Source organism: Acinetobacter sp. ANC 4910, from assembly GCF_004331035.1.
Classification (GTDB): Bacteria; Pseudomonadota; Gammaproteobacteria; order Pseudomonadales; family Moraxellaceae; genus Acinetobacter.
In genome coordinates, this window is the sequence record NZ_SJNT01000001.1 from 79,242 (window position 1) to 98,205 (window position 18,964).

The window sequence follows — 18,964 nt, forward strand, 5'->3', positions numbered from 1 at the left end:
CCATTTCCTATTGCAAAAATATTTCAGGTGCCTTTTAAGCAACCCCATGATTGATAATGTCAAATTGGTAACATGACATTAGTCCCTAGCAGACATCAGCCTCAGGGCGTTATCACCACATTAGGAGTAACCTGATGTGAAAAATGAACAACAACACCCTCAATGGCATCATCACTCATCCATATATACTCGACCGAAACCGAGCAATTTTTTGCAAAATCGTTTTAGAAAAGATAAATTCTTGATTTAGCTTTTCTAAAACCACTTAGAAAGTATGTAAGCACCCAATTTATATTAAAAATGTGCATTAATTAACCACAGTTTTTTTCAATATAACGATGTATCAAATCGTAACATGTTCCTCTTTCACCAATTGATTTTTTTGACACATACCATTCATAAATCAGCGAAATACACATAATATTTTATGCTGTAAACTACGGTGATTTATCATCAATCGACATTAAATCTAGACCAAAGTCCTATTTAAATTTAGCAAATAATAAAAAAGAGCATCTTCTTACAAACTGCCCTTTTCTAACGTTATATAATAGCATTTATTCTACGCGACAAACGCTTTTTCAGCATAAATAATCCATCTGTTTTTACATGAATTGCACAAATTATATTTATGTTCTTGCTCCTTTCCAGCAAAACAGTATTACGCACGATAATTTTCAGGTTTCATAAAAAAAGCACACTCTTAAGTGTGCTTTTTTAATCATCTTTAATTTCTAAAGATTAGCCTGCCATATCTAAAAGCATGTTACGGATATGACCGATTGCTTTAGTTGGGTTCAAACCTTTAGGACATACTGATACACAGTTCATAATGCCTTTACAACGGAACAACGAGAATGGATCGTCAAGACGAGCCAAACGCTCTTGAGTTGCTGTATCACGTGAATCGATGATGAAACGGTAAGCATTCAATAACGCTGAAGGACCCAAGAATTTATCAGGGTTCCACCAGAACGATGGGCATGAAGTTGAACAACATGCACAAAGAATACATTCGTATAAACCATCTAAGTGTTCACGCTCTTCAGGAGCCTGTAAACGCTCTTTTGGTGGCGCAGGTTGGTTGTTGATCAAGAATGGATGAATTTTGTTGTACTGATCGTAGAACTGATTCATATCCACAACTAGATCTTTAACCACTGGCAAACCTGGTAAAGGACGAACAGTAATCACTTCTGGTAAGTCGTTTAGGTTCCAAAGACACGCTAAACCATTTTTACCATTAATATTCACACCATCTGAACCACAAATACCTTCACGACATGAACGACGGAACGTTAAAGTTTCATCTTGTACTTTCAATGCAAGAAGTGCATCAAGCAACATACGGTGCTTATCAGTCAACTCAAGCTTAAAAGTTTGCATGTATGGTGCTGCATCCTTATCAGGATCGTAGCGGTAGATATTAAATGTACGAGTACCTCTACTCATCTTACTTCTCCCAATTAGAATGTACGTGGTTTAGGTGGAATTGCAGCTACAGATAGTGGCTTGTAACGTACTGGCTTGTATTCAAGATGGTTATCGCTAGAGAACCATAATGTATGCTTCATCCACTCATCATCACGACGACCGTAAGGGTATTCTGGATGATCAGGAGATTCTTCAAAATCTACAACTGTATGCGCGCCACGGCATTCTTTACGTGCAGCAGCTGAAATCAAGGTCGCTTTAGCAACTTCATATAAGTTTTCAACCTCTAAAGCTTCAATACGTGCTGTATTAAATACTTTAGATTTGTCTTTTAAATGAATGTTACGTACGCGCGACTCAATCGCAAGAATTTCTTTCACACCCTTGTCAAGCAATGCTTCTGTACGGAATACACCAGCATGGTCTTGTACGATGTCTCGAATTGCATCAGCAACTTCTTGTGCATTTTCACCTGTTGTTGACTCATCCAATTTACGGATACGTGCAACAGTTTGCTCAAGTACAGTTGTAGGAAGTGGTTGATATTCATCACCGTGGTGTTTAGTCACGTAATCGATGATGTGCTCACCGGCTGCCTTACCAAATACAACCAAGTCAAGAAGCGAGTTCGTACCTAAACGGTTTGCACCATGTACAGATACACAAGAACACTCACCAATTGCATAGAAGCCTTTCACAGGTTTCGTAAAGTTACGATCACCCGCATTGGTAGAATAAACATCAGTTTCTTTGTTGTAGTTTGCTTCAAGCGGTGAAACTTCAGCACTTTCAGGCACAACAACTTGACCATGAATATTCGTAGGAATACCACCCATTTGGTAATGGATTGTCGGCACTACGGGAATTGGCTCTTTGGTGATGTCAACGTTCGCGAATTTCTTACCGATCTCAAATACAGACGGAAGACGTTTCATGATTGTTTCAGCACCCAAGTGCGTCATATCAAGCAAGATGTAGTCTTTCTTAGGACCACAACCACGACCTTCTTTAATTTCTTGGTCCATTGAACGTGATACAAAGTCACGTGGTGCCAAGTCTTTTAAAGTTGGTGCATAGCGTTCCATGAACGGCTCACCAGCATCGTTACGAAGGATCGCACCTTCACCACGACAGCCTTCGGTTAACAATACGCCTGCGCCCGCAACACCCGTAGGGTGGAATTGCCAGAATTCCATGTCTTGCAATGGAATACCTGCACGAGCCGCCATACCAAGACCGTCACCAGTGTTGATATATGCGTTAGTAGATGCACGGTAAACACGACCAGCACCACCTGTAGCAAACAATGTCGCTTTGGCTTGGAATACCGCAATTTTACCCGTTTCTTGGTCGTATGCAGTTACACCAAGTACATCACCCGCTTCGTTACGGATAAGATCAAGTGCAATCCATTCAACAAAGAATTGTGTGCCCATTTTCACGTTGCTTTGATAAAGCGTATGAAGAAGTGCGTGACCTGTACGGTCAGCAGCAGCACATGCACGTGGAACTGCTTTTTCACCGTAGTTTGCAGAGTGACCACCGAATGGACGTTGGTAAATCGTACCATCTGCGTTACGGTCAAACGGCATACCCAAATGTTCTAACTCATAAACCACTTGTGGTGCTTCACGCGTCATAAACTCGATCGCGTCTTGGTCACCTAACCAGTCCGAACCTTTAACAGTGTCGTAGAAGTGATAGTGCCAGTTATCTTCTTGCATGTTACCAAGAGATGCACCAATACCACCCTGTGCAGCAACTGTGTGCGAACGTGTTGGGAATACTTTAGTCAGAACCGCAACTTTTAAACCAGCTTGAGCAAGTTGGTAAGATGCGCGCATACCTGAACCACCACCACCAACGATGACAGCATCGAAAGTTTCGTGTGGAATATTTGTGTAATCTTCTTTAGGGGTTATAGCGCCCATGATCTCTTCCTATCAATTCGCCCAAAAAATCTGGATTGCCCAGATCGCATATGCAAATACAGCAATAATTACTGCTGAAGTCAGTACAAGGCGTAAACCTGAAGCTGAAGGCCCCATTTGACGAGTAGTCACATAATCCGTGAATACTTGCCACATACCAATCCATGCATGTGCAACAAGAGATAAGACTGCTAATAAAGATAAGATCTTCATTGGAGCTGTCATCATAAAGCCGTACCACTGTTCGTAGCTAAAACCGCCATTGCATAGGATCCAACCTAAAACAACAACAGTATAAACTGCTAATACGACAGCACTTACGCGTTGGATAAACCAATCACGAGAACCTGAACCCGTTAAACCAGTAGCACTTTTCATTAGATAACAATCCATACAAATGCCGCAATGATACCTATTGCAGACAAGATCAATGAAATAGTAGCTGCGACACGACCACTTTGCAGTTCTTCAGCAATACCAAGATCCGCAAGTAAATGCTTAACACCCGCAATAAAGTGGAAAATTAAGCCGGCTACAAATACCCATACGATAAAGCGCACGATGAAGCTATTAAAAATAGCTTGCACTTGCACAAAACCTTCAGGAGAAGACAATGATTTGTCTAAAATCCATAAAAGTACCGGTACGAGTAAAAATACGATAACGCCAGATAGGCGGTGTAAAATTGATGCAATAGCCACAGGGGATTTTAAGTTTACTTCTAAAACTTGACCCATGGACAAATTGACAGGTCTGTTGCTTTTCACAGCGGGCATCCTGTAAGTAAAAACTCCATCCGGAGTTTGTTGGAATTAATTCGAAGGAAAGCTGGCATTGTCAGGCAAGTAAATGCCTAAACTTAAAACGACATCGAATTATAAAACGCGAAAAGTCAAAATACAAACAATCAAAGACTGGTTTTTTAACAAAAACCTTTAAATAAGAATCATTAACAAAAACAACATTCTATAAAAACCAATAATTTAGCTCAATTTTATTGCTATGCTATTGGTTTATATCACTTATCCATAAAATACCCCCTTTTTAATCGTCTTCTGTGATTTTGCATTTTTAGACTAAAGATAAGGAAGATATTTTCTCTATCTGAGAATCTCTTCCTTTATATGGAGAGACTTGCATTTCCTATCAAAATGTTCACTATTTATTTAGAGCAATAATTTTATGATATAACGTGATTAAATAATGACTTAGCAAAAACAATATACAGATCACGTATAAATATTAAGGGTTTCATTTGCTCAAAAATTGCAAAAAATTACGCAAAAAGATTAATTTCCAACCGAAATCCAAAATCTAATTAGTCATTTTTTGATCAATCAAACCAGTCTTTAGGATTAGAATTTAATGTCAGGTTTGACTCAAAAACGAAATAAAATATGAACAAAAATGAATGTAAGTTATGAAAATTAGATGAATTTCGATTCAGTTTGCTCGCACCATTTGTTCAAAAATACCCTCTCTATAATTTTTATAAATATTTACAATTAAGATGGAGTTCTATTTTTTTTCTGCACCTCAAGAATATTTTGACATATTATAGCGCGGCGGTGCTGTGATTTTATTCATTCCTCTAAGGACGGATTTGACTAAACCTCTGTGAGGACGTCAGTTTTTATCCATAAGTATAATTGACAAAATTTCAGTACACTCTAATCTAAGTAGCAAATTTTTGATCCGTCTGATTCGCGCATTAGAAGATTAGTACTACGAGTCAGATTAAACATTCACCAGGACAGGAGATCTTTGAATGTCTGAAGCAACTGGCAAAAAAGCCGTATTACAGCTTGATGGCAAAGAAATTGAATTACCAATTTACAGCGGCACATTGGGCCCAGATGTAATCGACGTTAAGGATGTGTTGGCCGCGGGTCACTTTACTTTTGATCCTGGTTTTATGGCAACAGCAGCTTGCGAATCAAAAATTACCTTCATTGACGGTAACAAAGGTGTACTTTTACACCGCGGTTACCCAATTGACCAACTTGCAACTAAAGCAGACTACTTAGAAACTTGCTACTTATTATTAAATGGCGAGCTTCCAACTGCTGAGCAAAAAGCTGAATTTGACGCTAAAGTACGTAACCACACGATGGTTCACGACCAAGTTAGCCGCTTCTTTAATGGTTTCCGTCGTGACGCTCACCCTATGGCAATCATGGTGGGTGTAGTTGGTGCACTTTCTGCGTTCTATCACAACGGTTTAGACATTGAAGATGTTAACCATCGTGAAATTACTGCTATTCGCTTAATTGCAAAAGTACCTACACTTGCAGCTTGGAGCTACAAGTACACTGTAGGTCAACCATTTGTTTACCCACGTAATGACTTAAACTATGCAGAAAACTTCTTGCATATGATGTTTGCTACTCCTGCAGACCGTGATTACAAAGTAAACCCAATTCTTGCAAAAGCAATGGATCGTATTTTCACGCTTCATGCTGACCACGAACAAAACGCGTCTACATCTACTGTACGTTTGGCTGGCTCTACTGGTGCTAACCCATATGCATGTATTGCTGCTGGTATCTCTGCACTTTGGGGACCTGCTCATGGTGGTGCGAACGAAGCTGTTCTTAAAATGCTTGATGAAATCGGCACTGTAGAAAACGTTGCTGGCTTCATGGAAAAAGTAAAAACTAAAGAAGTTAAACTTATGGGCTTCGGTCACCGAGTTTATAAAAACTTCGATCCACGTGCGAAAGTAATGAAAGAAACTTGTGATGAAGTTCTTGCTGCTTTAGGCATCAACGATCCACAGCTTGCTCTTGCTATGGAACTTGAACGTATCGCGCTTTCTGACGAATACTTCATTAAACGTAACTTATACCCTAACGTAGACTTCTACTCAGGTATCATCCTTAAAGCGATTGGTATCCCGACTGAAATGTTTACTGTAATCTTCGCGCTTGCACGTACTGTTGGTTGGATCAGCCACTGGTTAGAAATGCACAGCGGACCTTACAAAATTGGTCGTCCACGTCAGCTTTACACTGGTGAAGTTCAACGTGACATCCAAGGTCGTTAATTCGAAAGAATTAAGGATTAAAAAAACCACCCTTTGGGTGGTTTTTTATTTCTCGTGGAATAAAACTAAATATCAAGCAATATCATAATCAGCCAAGTCTAATTTTTTCAGCTTTCGCTTCAATTGCTTAAGTGACCACGGCCAAGCTGCAAAATTTCGCCCATTTTGATCTAGATAATAAGATTTACAGCCCCCAAGATTAAAAACCGTCTTCTGCAAATGTTTTTGTACCGCAACATTATGTTCATGCAATGCTTTTGGCTTAATTTCTATACGCTTAATGCTCTGATCCCGCATTTGCAGTAAACCGCTAACAATGTAATCCAGTTGCGCTTCAGCAATCCCAATAAATGAATCATAGACCAGAATATTTGGGCCTAGCACTAAAAAGGCATTTGGGACATGTTCTAAACTGGTACCTAGAAATGCCTCTGGTGAACTTTCCTTCCAACGCTCTGCCAAGAGTTGCCCATTCGCATCATAGACGCGCTTACCTATAGGCGGATGTGAAACTTCAAAGCCTGTTCCCCAGATAATCACATCAACTTGGCACTGCTCACCATTGGCAGCAATCAATTGATTCCCTTGAATTTCAATCAAACCCTGTGGCACAAGCTGTACATTTTCTTGTTGTAAGGCAGGATAATAATCATTGGCGAATAACAGCCGTTTACAACCAATTGAGAAATTAGGGGTCACATTTTTTCGTAATGTTTGATCTTGAATTTGCAGTTTTAATAGCTGTTTGCCCAGCAGATTAATCGGCTCTAATATTTGAGGATGACGTAATCCAAAGTTAATCCCATTTAAAATCTGCGTAACACTGTTACGCCACAACTGTTGAATCAAAGGATATTTGGCCATGATGCCTTTATCCACATCATTCAATGCCAGATCGGCTTTAGGTAATACCCACGGTGCAGTACGCTGAAAAACAATCAACTCCTTAACGAGAGGTTGAATTTGAGGAATAAACTGAATTGCAGATGCACCTGTACCAATCACCGCAACTCGTTTACCTGTTAAATCGTAATGATGTTTCCAACGTGCCGAATGAAACATTTCTCCCGCAAAAGTATCAATTCCCTTAATCTGCGGTACAGACGGCTCTGTAATAGGGCCAGTAGAGAAAACCACTCTTTGAGCGAGAAACGTCCCTTGTGTGGTTTCTAAAACCCATTGTTGCTGCGCTTCATTCCATTTGGCGGATATAAGTTCATGCTTAAATTTAATTTTGTCATACAAATTGAATTGCTTCGTGACCTGTTCCAGATAGGCCAAAATTTCTGTTTGCTTAGCAAATAAATGACTCCAAGCATGGCTTGGCGCAAACGAAAAAGAATATAACGCGGATGGTACGTCACAACCACAGCCAGGATACGTGTTATCACGCCAAGTTCCACCGACGCGATCTGCTTTTTCAAACACTAAAAAGTCAGTATAACCAGCTTGTATCATCTTATAAGCAGCAGCAATACCAGATATTCCTGCTCCAATCACAACACAATCATATACACGCGTTGGCTGTGGTTGTTTCGCTTTAATTCGTATTCTGGCTTTTTGTTGAATCACGGAAGTTTGGTTTTCCTCTACCCCAATAGATTCAGCACCTTCATCTAAGGCGGATTCAATTTTTTGATCTGAATTTTCCGCTAAAATATTTTCTGTCATGTTGAATCTCTTATTTTTATTTCACATATTTTTGGAACAACGGATAGCCCACGCCAAGCAGCTTGGCATACAGACTTGGAGCAGCTCGTTTTAACCACCAAAACAACTTGGCGTCTGGCTGTGGAATGGTATACAGCTTATTCGCATCTAGCCGATCCAAGGTTTTAACTGCGACTTGATCGCTATTAATAAAAGCATGATTCATCAGCAAATGATCCGCCAAACCAGAGTAATGTTGTGGTAAACGCCCATTTTTCATAATGTTGGTTGGCACTAACGTTGGACAAAGCACATTGACACGAATATTGGCACTGCGAAGTTCTGCTGAAAGCGTTTCAGACAACGCCAAAACGCTCGACTTGGTGACGTTATATGCTGTCATTTCAGGCGCAGCAGTAAACCCTGCGGCAGAGGCTACATTAATAATCGCACCATAGCCTTGCTGTTTAAATTGGGGGACAAAATAATGGCATCCATGAATTACTCCCCATAAATTGACATGCATACACCATTGCCAATCTTCTAGGCTGACTTCATCAAACTTTCCACCCAAACCAACTCCCGCATTGTTAATAATTAAGGTGGTCGCGTGTCCCATTAATTGTTCGGCTTGCTCAGCTAATGCTTTGACTTGCTCCGCACACCCCACATCACATTGCACAGCAAAAGCATCTGTTTGATATTGATTTTGAATCAAGCTCACGGTTTCTTCAGCAGCGCTGAGTTGGATATCTGCACAAACCACCACCCCACCACGCCGAGCAAGTTCTAGTGCAAAGCTCCGCCCAATGCCACTTCCCGCACCTGTCACCACAGCATAAGCGTGTTCACTGGGTTTACATTTTTTATTAAAAATTTTCATTTTAAATCCCCGCTTTGTTATGAACGTAAACTAGGGGTAAATTCCCGAGTAAAATATGGCGTTAAAATGCCATGTTCGGGATGTAATAGCTTTTCTTTGTAATAACTTAAATAAGCAGACGTATCATGATCATTGGGATGAAAATCAGGGCGCAAATAGTCAAAAATATGCTGTATGGTACTGCCATAAACACCATCTTTTAAGCCAAAAATCAGACCAAAACTATAAGGCAGTTCTTTCCAGTAATGCCAACGAATCAAATTTTTCGGTTCTCGGTAAAATGGCACCATAAGTGAAGCTGCTGAAATTAAAATAAGAATCGTGAAGAGCGCAGGGAAAAAGCCTGCAATACGCAGTACATAATTATTAGATAAGGCTTGGAATACATCATAAGCAATATCCTTATGCTCAGACTCTTCGAGCATATGCCACATCCAAATGGCGCGCTGCTTTTCATCTCGGGAATGAAAGAAAATTTCCTCATGCTTCATCATATATTCCGCCAATACAGCAGTGAAATGCTCAATACCTGCCATGAGCGATAATTTCATGGGTTGCGGTAAACGATTAAATCCATAATCAAATGCCCAACCCGCCCACGTGCGAAACAACTGCACCGGATAATCTACTTCTAGCAATGCATCATTTAACTCATTGTGCATTTTAGAATGGATGGCTTCTTGACCAATCAAAGCCGTCACACGTTGTTTCAGCAGCGGATCTTGTACCAAGTCACGATGATAACGTGCAGTATCAATCACCAAGTCCTCTCCAAAGGTTAGAAAAATGGAAAGTGATGCAAAATATGCACTAGCCAATTCTGTATTGAGATAAAACTTGGGATCAATTTCTTTGGGATCAAAGTCAAACCGCATGTGCCGAATCGGAATCATGGGAGACTGTTTCAAAGCATCAAAAAGAGGCCCAGAAAATACATGATTCAATGTATTTTTAAGTGGTGTAATGAATTGCATGACCATTCCTTATTTTTCTACTGTAAGTGCAACTTTGTGGTACTACACATGCTGCTTAAGCATGTACCTACAGTAAAAAACTAAGTGAGCCTATGCGGCTTGCCACTAGCAATTCAGGTCATTTGATTTGCAATTTCTGCCTTTCCGCATGCTTGTCCGACAGTTTTCTGACAAAATTATCTGTATGGGACAAAATCACGCTTTGGGTGCCAAAAAAGGAATGCATTGTTCATAGGCATTGCAGTCCTGTCCTTGTGTTTTTTTAATAAAATAATCTTGCACCATTTGCGCCTGCTGCTCTATTCCATAATTTAAAAACAATTTTCCTTGCTGGATTACATAGTGATAACGGCGATCAAATAATGCCTTACGTACCACAGCTATGCCTTGCTGATACTGCCACACATGCGTCATCTCATGAATAAACCAAGATTGCAAACCAAGTGAACACTTTGAAAAGTCATGACAGTAATTTTGTGCATGAAAATAAATATATCCATTCGGGCTAATCGCATGATTTTTAAGTACTGCTTTATGTGCAATAATTTGAACCCGATCCAACTGAATTGTGTCTGCAAAAATCCATCGAACCAATGATTTTTCACCTTCGGTCAAAGGGCGTCGAGACAAAACGCCTACGCTTCGAATAGCCTGAATCAGCGTTGATAAATAGCGCGACATATCTTTAACCTTTTCAGTGAAATATAAGTAACTTCCCATCTACAATTATGAATTGTTTTTCTAAATGCAAATAAGAATTTTTTTTGAATTTATACACTACATTTGTCGCAATTCGTATATAGTATCAACGCAAATTATTTATTCATTATTTTGTCGTTGATTACACAGTACTGAACCGATAACCATAAGAAACTCAGTCATCTGTGTACACATCCCTATAGCTTTAGGATTAAGTTGGAATGAAAAGTTTTAAAATTGCCCTAGCACAATTCTCTCCGCATATTGGTAATATCGAAGCAAATGCTGAAAAAATGCAACAATTGGCAAATGAAGCCAAAGCGCAAAAATCAGATTTAATTATCTTCCCTGAATTAGCAACCATTGGTTACCCTGCCGAAGATTTACTGTTGCGTCCAAGCCTGTCTAAACGCACACAACTAGCGTTTGAACAGCTTAGCCAAGTGAAAGACATTGTCATGGTCTTTGGTTTTGTCAATCAAACTGAAGATGGTCAACGCTATAACTCTGCCGCAGTAATGAAAGACGGTAAGATTCTCGGGATTTACAACAAGCAAAACTTGCCAAATTATGGCGTGTTTGATGAAAAACGTTATTTTAACGAAGGCCATCAGCACTTGGTATTTGAATACCTCGGACATAAATTCGGTGTACTGATTTGTGAAGATATCTGGTCACTGAATACCGTTCAGCAACTCGCTCAACTTAATGTAGAAACTGCTTTAGTCCTAAATGCTTCACCATATGAAGTGGGTAAACCACAGCATCGTGTTGAAACCATGTCTGCTCTTGCGAAACAAATGAATCTCAATTTGGTTTATGCCAACCAAGTGGGTGGTCAAGACGATTTAATTTTTGACGGCACCAGTTTTGTCATTAACAAAGACGGTGCTGTTGCACTACAAGCACCAAGTTTTAAAGAAACATTGCTCTATTCGGACTATATTGCCGAACAACAAAGCTATCAAGTTACTGAAAGCAGTCCAACCCTCGAAACCATGGCAGAAATTTATCAAGCTTTGGTCATGGCAACGCGTGACTATGTTCAACGCTCAGGCTTCCCTGGTGTCATTCTGGGTCTTTCTGGTGGAATTGACTCTGCACTGACCCTTGCGATTGCAGTAGATGCAATTGGTGCTGACAAAGTACAAGCGGTCATGATGCCTTACACTTATACGTCGCAAATCAGTGTAGAAGATGCAGCGGCACAAGCGAAGAATATGGGCATTACCTTTGGTATCGCGGAAATTAATCCGATTGTGAACAGCTTTATGCAAACGCTTTATCCATTCTTTGGTAATGCACCTGCTGATGCCACTGAAGAAAATTTACAAGCACGTACACGCGGTACGTTATTGATGGGCTTATCCAATAAATTTGGTAACCTTGTCCTTTCTACAGGCAATAAATCAGAACTTTCTGTCGGCTATTGCACACTGTACGGCGATATGGTTGGCGGTTTTGCTGTTCTGAAAGATGTGTATAAGACCATTGTGTTTGAATTGGCGAAATATCGTAACAGTATCTCTGAAACACCTGTAATTCCAGAACGCGTGATTACTCGTCCACCTTCAGCAGAACTCCGCCCAGACCAAACCGACCAAGACTCATTACCTGCTTATGATGTCCTCGATGCGATCTTGTATGCCTACATCGAAGAAGACATGAGCCAAGATGACATTATTGCCAAAGGCTTTGATGCAGACGTTGTGAAAAAAGTGATTCGCCTCGTCGACTTTAATGAATATAAACGTCGCCAAGGCTCTATTGGTCCGCGTATTAGCTCACGTGCCTTTAGCCGCGAACGTCGTTACCCAATCATCAATGGTTGGAAAGCTGGTCTATAACCGTAGATAGAAACTTGAAAGCCCAAACTAAAGTTTGGGCTTTTTTATATGCAAAATATTTTTCTATTTTTTCACGCACAAAAAAAAGAGACCAAGCTGAGAGCTTGGTCTATAAAAATGGTGGCTATGACGAGACTTGAACTTGTGACCCCCGCATTATGAGTGCGGTGCTCTAACCAACTGAGCTACATAGCCATAAAATGTGTGCACATTATCTAAATTTCATGTCTATGCGTCAAGCCTTTTTATTCATGAATGTTCAGAGTTTAAACAGTTAATCTATTTTGTCCGTAAGTTCATCCATATTTGTATAATTTTCATCAAATTAGTATCACAGCGACAAACACAGAGTTCCATTTTTAATGATCTTTTATACGCTCAACGGACATCCACTGTCCCGAACATAGATGTAAAGAACAAGAATGAGCTATATCGGGTCCATTAAATTAAATGGATAGATGATGCCACAACAATCAACTTTATACATGTGGGTAGATGAACCATCTCAGTAACGCTCTTCTAATCCTCATCCTGAAATCACATTTTTACTGAAAAATTAAATGGCTTAAAGACCGAAGCCCCACTTATTATTTTACCGATATGATGTCTAATCATAAATTTTAGACAAAAAAAATCACGTTATAGGAACGTGATTTATAAAATGGTGGCTATGACGAGACTTGAACTTGTGACCCCCGCATTATGAGTGCGGTGCTCTAACCAACTGAGCTACATAGCCGTAAACTGTGCGCGCATTATGTGATTTTATCTTTAGTACGTCAAGTACTTAATGCGCTTAATTGATCAAAATTTGGTGAAGTGAGCCGATAAGCCGGGTTCTGTCGTGAACGATCATTCCTCTAGGCGTATAATCACTCATACGCTCCAGCGACCTACCCGGATCCAGCATGGGCCATGCCTAAAGGATCCCTATTTGGTCTTGCTTCCGGTGGGGTTTACCATGCCATGAACTGTTACCAGCCATGCGGTGCGCTCTTACCGCACCCTTTCACCCTTACCTCCGATTTCGATTGCTCGAAACCATAATGAAGGCGGTCTACTCTCTGCTGCACTTTCCGTCGGCTCACGCCGCCCAGGCGTTACCTGGCACCTTGCCCTATGAAGCCCGGACTTTCCTCCCCTGCTTCAATCACGGAGATCTCCACAGCAGCGATCGTCTGGCTCACTTCGAAGCGCATAGTATCAAATCTTAGACTTAATTGCTTGCGCTTTTTTGAGCAATCAGCTTTTTATATTTATCCATCAACTCATCCTCAGTTTCAGCATGATTGGGATCCAGTGGGATACAATCTACAGGACAAAAGAGCTGACACTGCGGTTGGTCATGATGCCCCACACATTCAGTACATAAATCTGGGTTAATTTCGTAAATCAATTCACCCATAAAAATTGCTTCATTGGGGCAAACAGGTTCACAAACATCACAATTGATGCATTCATCAGTTATATATAAAGACACTCTACCAACCTTGTTGATGCTTTTGCTCAAAGGCTTTCACCACCGCTTCAGGAACGAATTTGGTGACATCGCCTTTCAGACGAGCAATTTCACGAATTAACGTGGAAGAAATAAATGAATATTGTTCCGATGGCGTTAAAAACACCGCCTCAAAGCGTGAATCGAGTTGACGGTTCATATTCGCCAATTGAAACTCATATTCAAAATCAGACACTGCACGCAAACCACGCAAAACCGCAGTTGCATTCTGTTCACGGAAAAAGTTTACCAATAAACCATCAAATCCTACAAATTCTACATTAGGTAAATGACTCAGAGAAGCCTGTGCCAATGCCACGCGTTCTTCCAACTTAAACAATGGATTCTTATGATGCCCAATCGCAATTGCCACCACAACTTCATCAAACATTTTTGATGCACGCGTCACAAGGTCGACATGCCCATTGGTAATTGGATCAAATGTCCCTGGATAAATTACGCGAGTTTTAGACATCCATTTGTACTCTAATTCATTTTATTGGGATGTATTTTAACAAAATCTTGTTTTGTTGGTGAAGAAACTGCATAAATTTGAAAAATCTTCACTATTCGTGCAAAAACTATTGGGCTGTTTCATTTGCGTAAAATAGCCGTGTGCTATTTGGTGGTGTATTTGATTTACTTTAAAGCTTTTCAATCCGATTTAAGAATTGTCAGTCGGTTCATGTTGGGGCACAATAGTCATAACTTTGGAAGTAATTGATTATGGCGAAAGCAACTGTAGTTAAAAAACATAATGGCGGTACGATTGCTCAAAATAAGCGTGCCCGTCATGATTATTTTATTGAAGAAAAATTTGAAGCAGGACTCTCCTTACAAGGTTGGGAAGTTAAATCATTACGCGCAGGTCGCATGACCCTGTCAGAGAGTTATATCACCTTTAAAAATGGTGAGGCTTTCCTCTTCGGTGCACAAATTCAACCATTACTCAGTGCGTCTACGCATATTGTTGCTGAATCGACCCGTACACGTAAGCTACTATTGAACCGTCGTGAACTGGATAAGTTACTCGGTGCAGTCAATCAAAAAGGTTATTCATGCGTTCCGCTTGCCGCTTACTGGAAAGGCCCACGCGCGAAATTGGAAATTGCTTTAGTAAAAGGTAAACAACTCCATGACAAACGTGCTACGGAAAAAGATCGTGACTGGCAACGTGATAAAGCACGCATCATGCATAAGTAATAAAAAACCTCCAATTTGGAGGTTTTTTTATTACTAGAAGTGTTAATAGTCAGCTTTTAACTCAACTAAATACTTTCCAAACTTTCGTGCTGTTTCCAAGTCACCTTCTGGCGGGGTAACTTCAACACTGGCATTATCGGACTGGGTCATTAAACCTAAAAAGCTCGACATACGGTTAATATCTTGCTGGCTACGACCCGTTGGCATAAACGGCAAACCCGCCCACAACATACCATGCTGCATGGCAAATAAATTAATCTGCTGCAAGACTGCCAATTTATCACCACTTAAGCCACCACCATTGGTAAAACCAGCAGCAAGTTTTCCTTGCCAAGCACGAGCTAACCAGCGCTTAGACGAATCTTCCATAAACTGTTTCAGTGCAGAAGTCAGGCTTCCCATATACGTTGGGCAACCCATAATAATAATATCAGCCTGATCTAGAAGCTCCCACTGTACTGCTGCCACAGAAATCAGGTGCACATTCGCGCCCGCCTGCTCCGCACCTTGTGCAATATACTGGGCTACCTTGGCCGTATGGCCATAAGGACTATGATAAACCACACATACATGTACAGAAGCAGAAGAAACAGGATCAGTGACAGACATGGAAACTTTTAAAACCAAATAATTAAGTCAAGTTTAACACTTTTCATTCGCATGAGGGAGTGTATAGCTAAATGTAAAAATCAGTGGGCCAATCAAGCTAACCATACTTATTTTAAAAATACAAAGGTCGCCATTCTTCCAGTTTTAGCATTACGGCGATAAGAATAATATTCTTCAGTTTGTCTATAGGTACACTGGTCTCCACCTAAGATCTTGGTTATACCATGCTGCTGCAAAATATAGCGCGCAATCGCATATAAATCAGCAAAGTATTTTCCCTGTTCTTTCGATGGCTCAAAGGTCGAGGCTAAGGTAGGATACTTGCTACAGAAGATTTGTTTGACTTCAGCCCCTACTTCAAAGCAAGGTTGGCTAATAGCTGCCCCTAACCATGCCCAAGTAGGAGGATGCTGCATAGTTGCAATGGTGTTTTCCACAATTCCATTGGCCAGTCCACGCCAACCTGCATGTAGATTTGCGACCTCAATCGCTTCAGCATCGCCAAGGACAATCGGTAAACAATCCGCAGTCATCATCATTAAGGCATGCTGCTTCTGTTGAGTTACCAAGCCATCACCTTCGAGTGCCTCGAAGTAGATCTGTTCATTCACAGTGTGACAAATCGTGCTATGGGTTTGCGTCATCCAAGTTATTTTTTCTACGCCAAAAGCAGAGAATTCCTCAAGTAACTGCATTCGGTGTTGTTGTACTCGATGAGCATTATCCTGAACATGCAATGCCAAATTAAAACCATCAAGTTCAGGTTTATCCGATGCCTGAGTATGCTCATGTTGCACACGCGTTTGCCCGACAAAAACACCTTCTGGAAAGCCTTGAACAAATTGCATGTTAAATTCCTTATTCAACTTAAATCATCTTTGCGTTATTCCTTTTACCATCAGAAACTTCGCAAAGATCACCTCTTCAATTGCTTTTAATAAGCTTTATTCTCGCTACGCAATACATCAACCAATGCTGCAAAATCTTCTGACCATGGTGCTTCAAACATCATGTCCTTACCCGTACGTGGATGAACTAAACCCAATTGCACAGCATGTAATGCCTGACGTCTAAAGCCACGCAAAGTATCATTTAACAATTCAGATGCCCCAGCAGGAACACGTACACGAGGCATATAGACCGGATCGCCGACCAAACCATAACCAATGTAAGCAAAATGCACACGAATTTGGTGCGTCCGTCCAGTTTCCAAACGTGCCTGTACACGGGTGAAATGCTGAAAACGCTCTTTTACATTGTAGTGGGTTACAGCATCTTTCCCGCCCGGCAATACGGTCATTTTAACGCGATCAACTGGATGGCGTTTAATCGGCTCATCAATGGTACCGCCTGCAATCATGCTGCCATAAACGATCAAATCATAGACACGATAAACCGATTTATCTGCCAGTTGTTTGCTTAATGCAAACTGAGCTTCCAAGGTTTTTGCAACCACCAACAAGCCGCTTGTGTCTTTATCAATACGATGCACTAGACCTGCACGTGAGAGTTCAGCCGACTTTGGGTAATGATAAAGCAGCGCATTCACCAACGTGCCTGTGCTATTTCCAGCACCAGGATGCACCACCATTCCAACAGGTTTGTTAATCACAATGATGTCATCATCTTCATAAACAATATTGAGTGGAATGTTTTCAGGTTGACTCGTAGTTTGTGCTTCTAGCTCGACATCAAGAGTAAGCTGCTCATATCCTTCACATTTGTACTTTGGTTTAACAATGTTACCATTTACCAACAAATGCCCATCCTTCAGCCACTGCTTGAGTTTTTCGCGTGAGAAATCGCTCCAAACATTCGCCGCAACCTGATCAATACGTTGCCCGATATAGCTTTCATCCAATTGAAATTGCAACGATAAACGTGTTGCAGTTGCATCAGAAGTATGGTTATCTGCTTCGTCTATTTCTTCAAGTAAATTGAAATCAGTTTCTGCAGAATTTGTATTAGTAGATTGTGCTTGGGTCATTTGATCATTCAAACAAAAGTGGTTTAATAGCGCAATTGTAGCTCATTGCCCGTATTAACAGAGGAATTTTTATGTCGCTACCACGTTATAAAATTACAATGCTCGCTCTTTCTTTAGGCATTGCGTCTGCAATGGTGGGCTGTAGCAGTAATCCAAAAAAAGAAGTGGTGGATACAGGCCCACAATTAAGTGAGCAAGTGTATATACAAAAAGCCGAGAAAGCGCTAGATAATGGTCAATATACTGATGCAGCCAAGTATCTAGAAGCAATTGATACTTACTACCCAACGGGTGATTATGCACAGCAAGCCCAGCTTGAGTTGTTGTACACTAAATTTCAGCAAAAAGATTATGAAGGCACAATTAGCCTTGCAGAGCGTTTTATTCGCTTAAATCCGCAGCATCCAAATGTAGATTATGCTTACTATGTACGCGGTGTAGCGAACATGGAACAAAACTATGATGGTTTAATGCGTTATACCTCATTAAAGCAATCGCATCGTGATACCAGCTATCTAAAACATGCTTACCAAAACTTTGTCGATTTCATTCGCCGCTATCCATCGAGCACTTATGCAGTAGATGCAGCACAACGTATGAAATATATTGGCAATGAACTGGCCGAAAGTGAAATGAATGTCGCGCGTTTTAACATTAAGCGTAAAGCTTGGTTAGCCGCTGTTGAACGTTCGCAATGGGTGATTGAACATTATCCACAAACACCACAAATTCCAGAAGCATTAGCAACCGTTGCCTATGGTTACGAACAACTGGGGGATAAAGCCACTGCACAACAATATATCGATGTTCTAAAACTAAACTATCCGAATCTAGTGAAATCTGATGGTAGCGTGAATTTACGTGCTGCACGTAAAGAAGGCAGTTGGATCAACCGTGCAACTTTAGGGGTCTTTGGTCGTGAAGAACAAAGCACTGTTGAAACGCCAAAAACAACAGCACCAACTGCACAACGTAGCCTTACTAACCGTATGACTTTTGGTTTGCTAGGTCGCCCAGATGTTTCGAGTGAAGCTCCTGCTTCGAGTACATCTGGCGAATAAAACTCGCAAGTTTTGATGCAATTTCATGAAGGGCAAGTTATCATACTTGCCCTTTTATATTTTGCATTTGGCTTGATCTGATTGATTAAACCCTATACAAATAAATAGTTTTCTTTTGCAAAAGTTAGATTCAAGCAAATCT

At 40.6% G+C, this 18,964-nt stretch carries 17 protein-coding genes, 2 tRNA genes and 1 other RNA gene; 4 read left to right on the forward strand and 16 right to left on the reverse strand.

Annotated elements, in window-relative coordinates:
- Positions 1-741: 741 nt before the first annotated feature.
- Genes E0H82_RS00350 through sdhC form a run of 4 tightly spaced genes read right to left on the reverse strand, consistent with a single transcriptional unit; the run spans position 742 to position 4,141 of the window.
- A complete protein-coding gene (locus tag E0H82_RS00350; protein WP_116759813.1) occupies positions 742-1,452 on the reverse strand; it encodes a succinate dehydrogenase iron-sulfur subunit in 711 nt (236 codons plus the stop codon).
- 14 nt (positions 1,453-1,466) lie between these two features.
- A complete protein-coding gene (locus tag E0H82_RS00355) occupies positions 1,467-3,365 on the reverse strand; it encodes an FAD-binding protein (protein ID WP_131262491.1) in 1,899 nt (632 codons plus the stop codon).
- A 12-nt stretch (positions 3,366-3,377) separates the two neighbouring features.
- Positions 3,378-3,743 carry a succinate dehydrogenase, hydrophobic membrane anchor protein gene (sdhD, locus tag E0H82_RS00360; protein WP_004695554.1) on the reverse strand — a complete coding sequence of 122 codons (366 nt, stop codon included), beginning with the start codon at positions 3,741-3,743 and terminating at the stop codon, positions 3,378-3,380.
- Positions 3,743-4,141 (reverse strand): succinate dehydrogenase, cytochrome b556 subunit, encoded by a 399-nt coding sequence (gene sdhC, locus E0H82_RS00365; protein ID WP_131262492.1) that lies wholly within the window; start codon positions 4,139-4,141, stop codon positions 3,743-3,745. The genes sdhD and sdhC overlap by 1 nt, the downstream gene beginning before the upstream one ends.
- A gap of 992 nt (positions 4,142-5,133) precedes the next feature.
- Here sdhC and gltA point away from each other — a divergent pair.
- The gene (gene gltA, locus E0H82_RS00370; RefSeq protein WP_131262493.1) at positions 5,134-6,411 is read left to right on the forward strand and encodes a citrate synthase; all 1,278 of its coding nucleotides are present in this window, start codon (positions 5,134-5,136) and stop codon (positions 6,409-6,411) included.
- 72 nt (positions 6,412-6,483) lie between these two features.
- On the opposite strand, the gene E0H82_RS00375 is transcribed toward gltA, so the two are convergent.
- From E0H82_RS00375 to E0H82_RS00390, 4 genes are all read right to left on the reverse strand, one after another.
- Positions 6,484-8,082, reverse strand: a complete 1,599-nt coding sequence (locus tag E0H82_RS00375) for a flavin-containing monooxygenase (protein ID WP_131262494.1) — start codon at positions 8,080-8,082, stop codon at positions 6,484-6,486.
- A 16-nt stretch (positions 8,083-8,098) separates the two neighbouring features.
- Entirely contained in the window at positions 8,099-8,944 is an 846-nt protein-coding gene (locus tag E0H82_RS00380; protein ID WP_131262495.1) for an SDR family NAD(P)-dependent oxidoreductase, read from the reverse strand.
- A gap of 17 nt (positions 8,945-8,961) precedes the next feature.
- Positions 8,962-9,918, reverse strand: coding sequence for a metal-dependent hydrolase (locus tag E0H82_RS00385; RefSeq protein WP_131262496.1), 957 nt, complete (start codon positions 9,916-9,918; stop codon positions 8,962-8,964).
- Positions 9,919-10,113: 195 nt separating this feature from the next.
- Positions 10,114-10,599 (reverse strand): type IV secretion protein Rhs, encoded by a 486-nt coding sequence (locus tag E0H82_RS00390; RefSeq protein ID WP_131262497.1) that lies wholly within the window; start codon positions 10,597-10,599, stop codon positions 10,114-10,116.
- Between the two features lie 239 nt (positions 10,600-10,838).
- Here E0H82_RS00390 and E0H82_RS00395 point away from each other — a divergent pair, with 239 nt between their 5' ends.
- The gene (locus E0H82_RS00395) at positions 10,839-12,464 is read left to right on the forward strand and encodes an NAD+ synthase (RefSeq protein WP_131262498.1); all 1,626 of its coding nucleotides are present in this window, start codon (positions 10,839-10,841) and stop codon (positions 12,462-12,464) included.
- Between the two features lie 118 nt (positions 12,465-12,582).
- On the opposite strand, the gene E0H82_RS00400 is transcribed toward E0H82_RS00395, so the two are convergent.
- The 5 genes from E0H82_RS00400 to coaD all read right to left on the reverse strand — a co-directional run bounded on the left by E0H82_RS00400 (position 12,583) and on the right by coaD (position 14,437).
- Positions 12,583-12,659, reverse strand: a tRNA-Met gene (locus E0H82_RS00400).
- 467 nt (positions 12,660-13,126) lie between these two features.
- Positions 13,127-13,203 (reverse strand) — tRNA-Met (locus E0H82_RS00405).
- Positions 13,204-13,276: 73 nt separating this feature from the next.
- Positions 13,277-13,654, reverse strand: an RNA gene (rnpB, locus tag E0H82_RS00410) — RNase P RNA component class A.
- A gap of 26 nt (positions 13,655-13,680) precedes the next feature.
- Positions 13,681-13,944 carry a YfhL family 4Fe-4S dicluster ferredoxin gene (locus E0H82_RS00415; protein WP_131262726.1) on the reverse strand — a complete coding sequence of 88 codons (264 nt, stop codon included), beginning with the start codon at positions 13,942-13,944 and terminating at the stop codon, positions 13,681-13,683.
- A 1-nt stretch (position 13,945) separates the two neighbouring features.
- Positions 13,946-14,437, reverse strand: a complete 492-nt coding sequence (gene coaD / locus E0H82_RS00420) for a pantetheine-phosphate adenylyltransferase (protein WP_016165810.1) — start codon at positions 14,435-14,437, stop codon at positions 13,946-13,948.
- Positions 14,438-14,688: 251 nt separating this feature from the next.
- Here coaD and smpB point away from each other — a divergent pair, with 251 nt between their 5' ends.
- A complete protein-coding gene (gene smpB / locus E0H82_RS00425; RefSeq protein WP_116759833.1) occupies positions 14,689-15,165 on the forward strand; it encodes an SsrA-binding protein SmpB in 477 nt (158 codons plus the stop codon).
- A 42-nt stretch (positions 15,166-15,207) separates the two neighbouring features.
- Here smpB and E0H82_RS00430 read toward each other — a convergent pair whose 3' ends face one another.
- The 3 genes from E0H82_RS00430 to rluD form a co-directional block, all read right to left on the reverse strand.
- Positions 15,208-15,774 carry a flavodoxin family protein gene (locus E0H82_RS00430; RefSeq protein WP_131262499.1) on the reverse strand — a complete coding sequence of 189 codons (567 nt, stop codon included), beginning with the start codon at positions 15,772-15,774 and terminating at the stop codon, positions 15,208-15,210.
- Positions 15,775-15,881: 107 nt separating this feature from the next.
- Positions 15,882-16,622 (reverse strand): peptidoglycan editing factor PgeF, encoded by a 741-nt coding sequence (gene pgeF, locus E0H82_RS00435; protein ID WP_131262500.1) that lies wholly within the window; start codon positions 16,620-16,622, stop codon positions 15,882-15,884.
- A gap of 86 nt (positions 16,623-16,708) precedes the next feature.
- Complete coding sequence (gene rluD / locus E0H82_RS00440) at positions 16,709-17,761, reverse strand: 23S rRNA pseudouridine(1911/1915/1917) synthase RluD (protein ID WP_116759839.1); 1,053 nt, start codon at positions 17,759-17,761, stop codon at positions 16,709-16,711.
- A 71-nt stretch (positions 17,762-17,832) separates the two neighbouring features.
- On the opposite strand from rluD, the gene E0H82_RS00445 reads away from it, so the two are divergent.
- Entirely contained in the window at positions 17,833-18,822 is a 990-nt protein-coding gene (locus E0H82_RS00445; protein ID WP_131262501.1) for an outer membrane protein assembly factor BamD, read from the forward strand.
- Positions 18,823-18,964 lie beyond the last annotated feature (142 nt).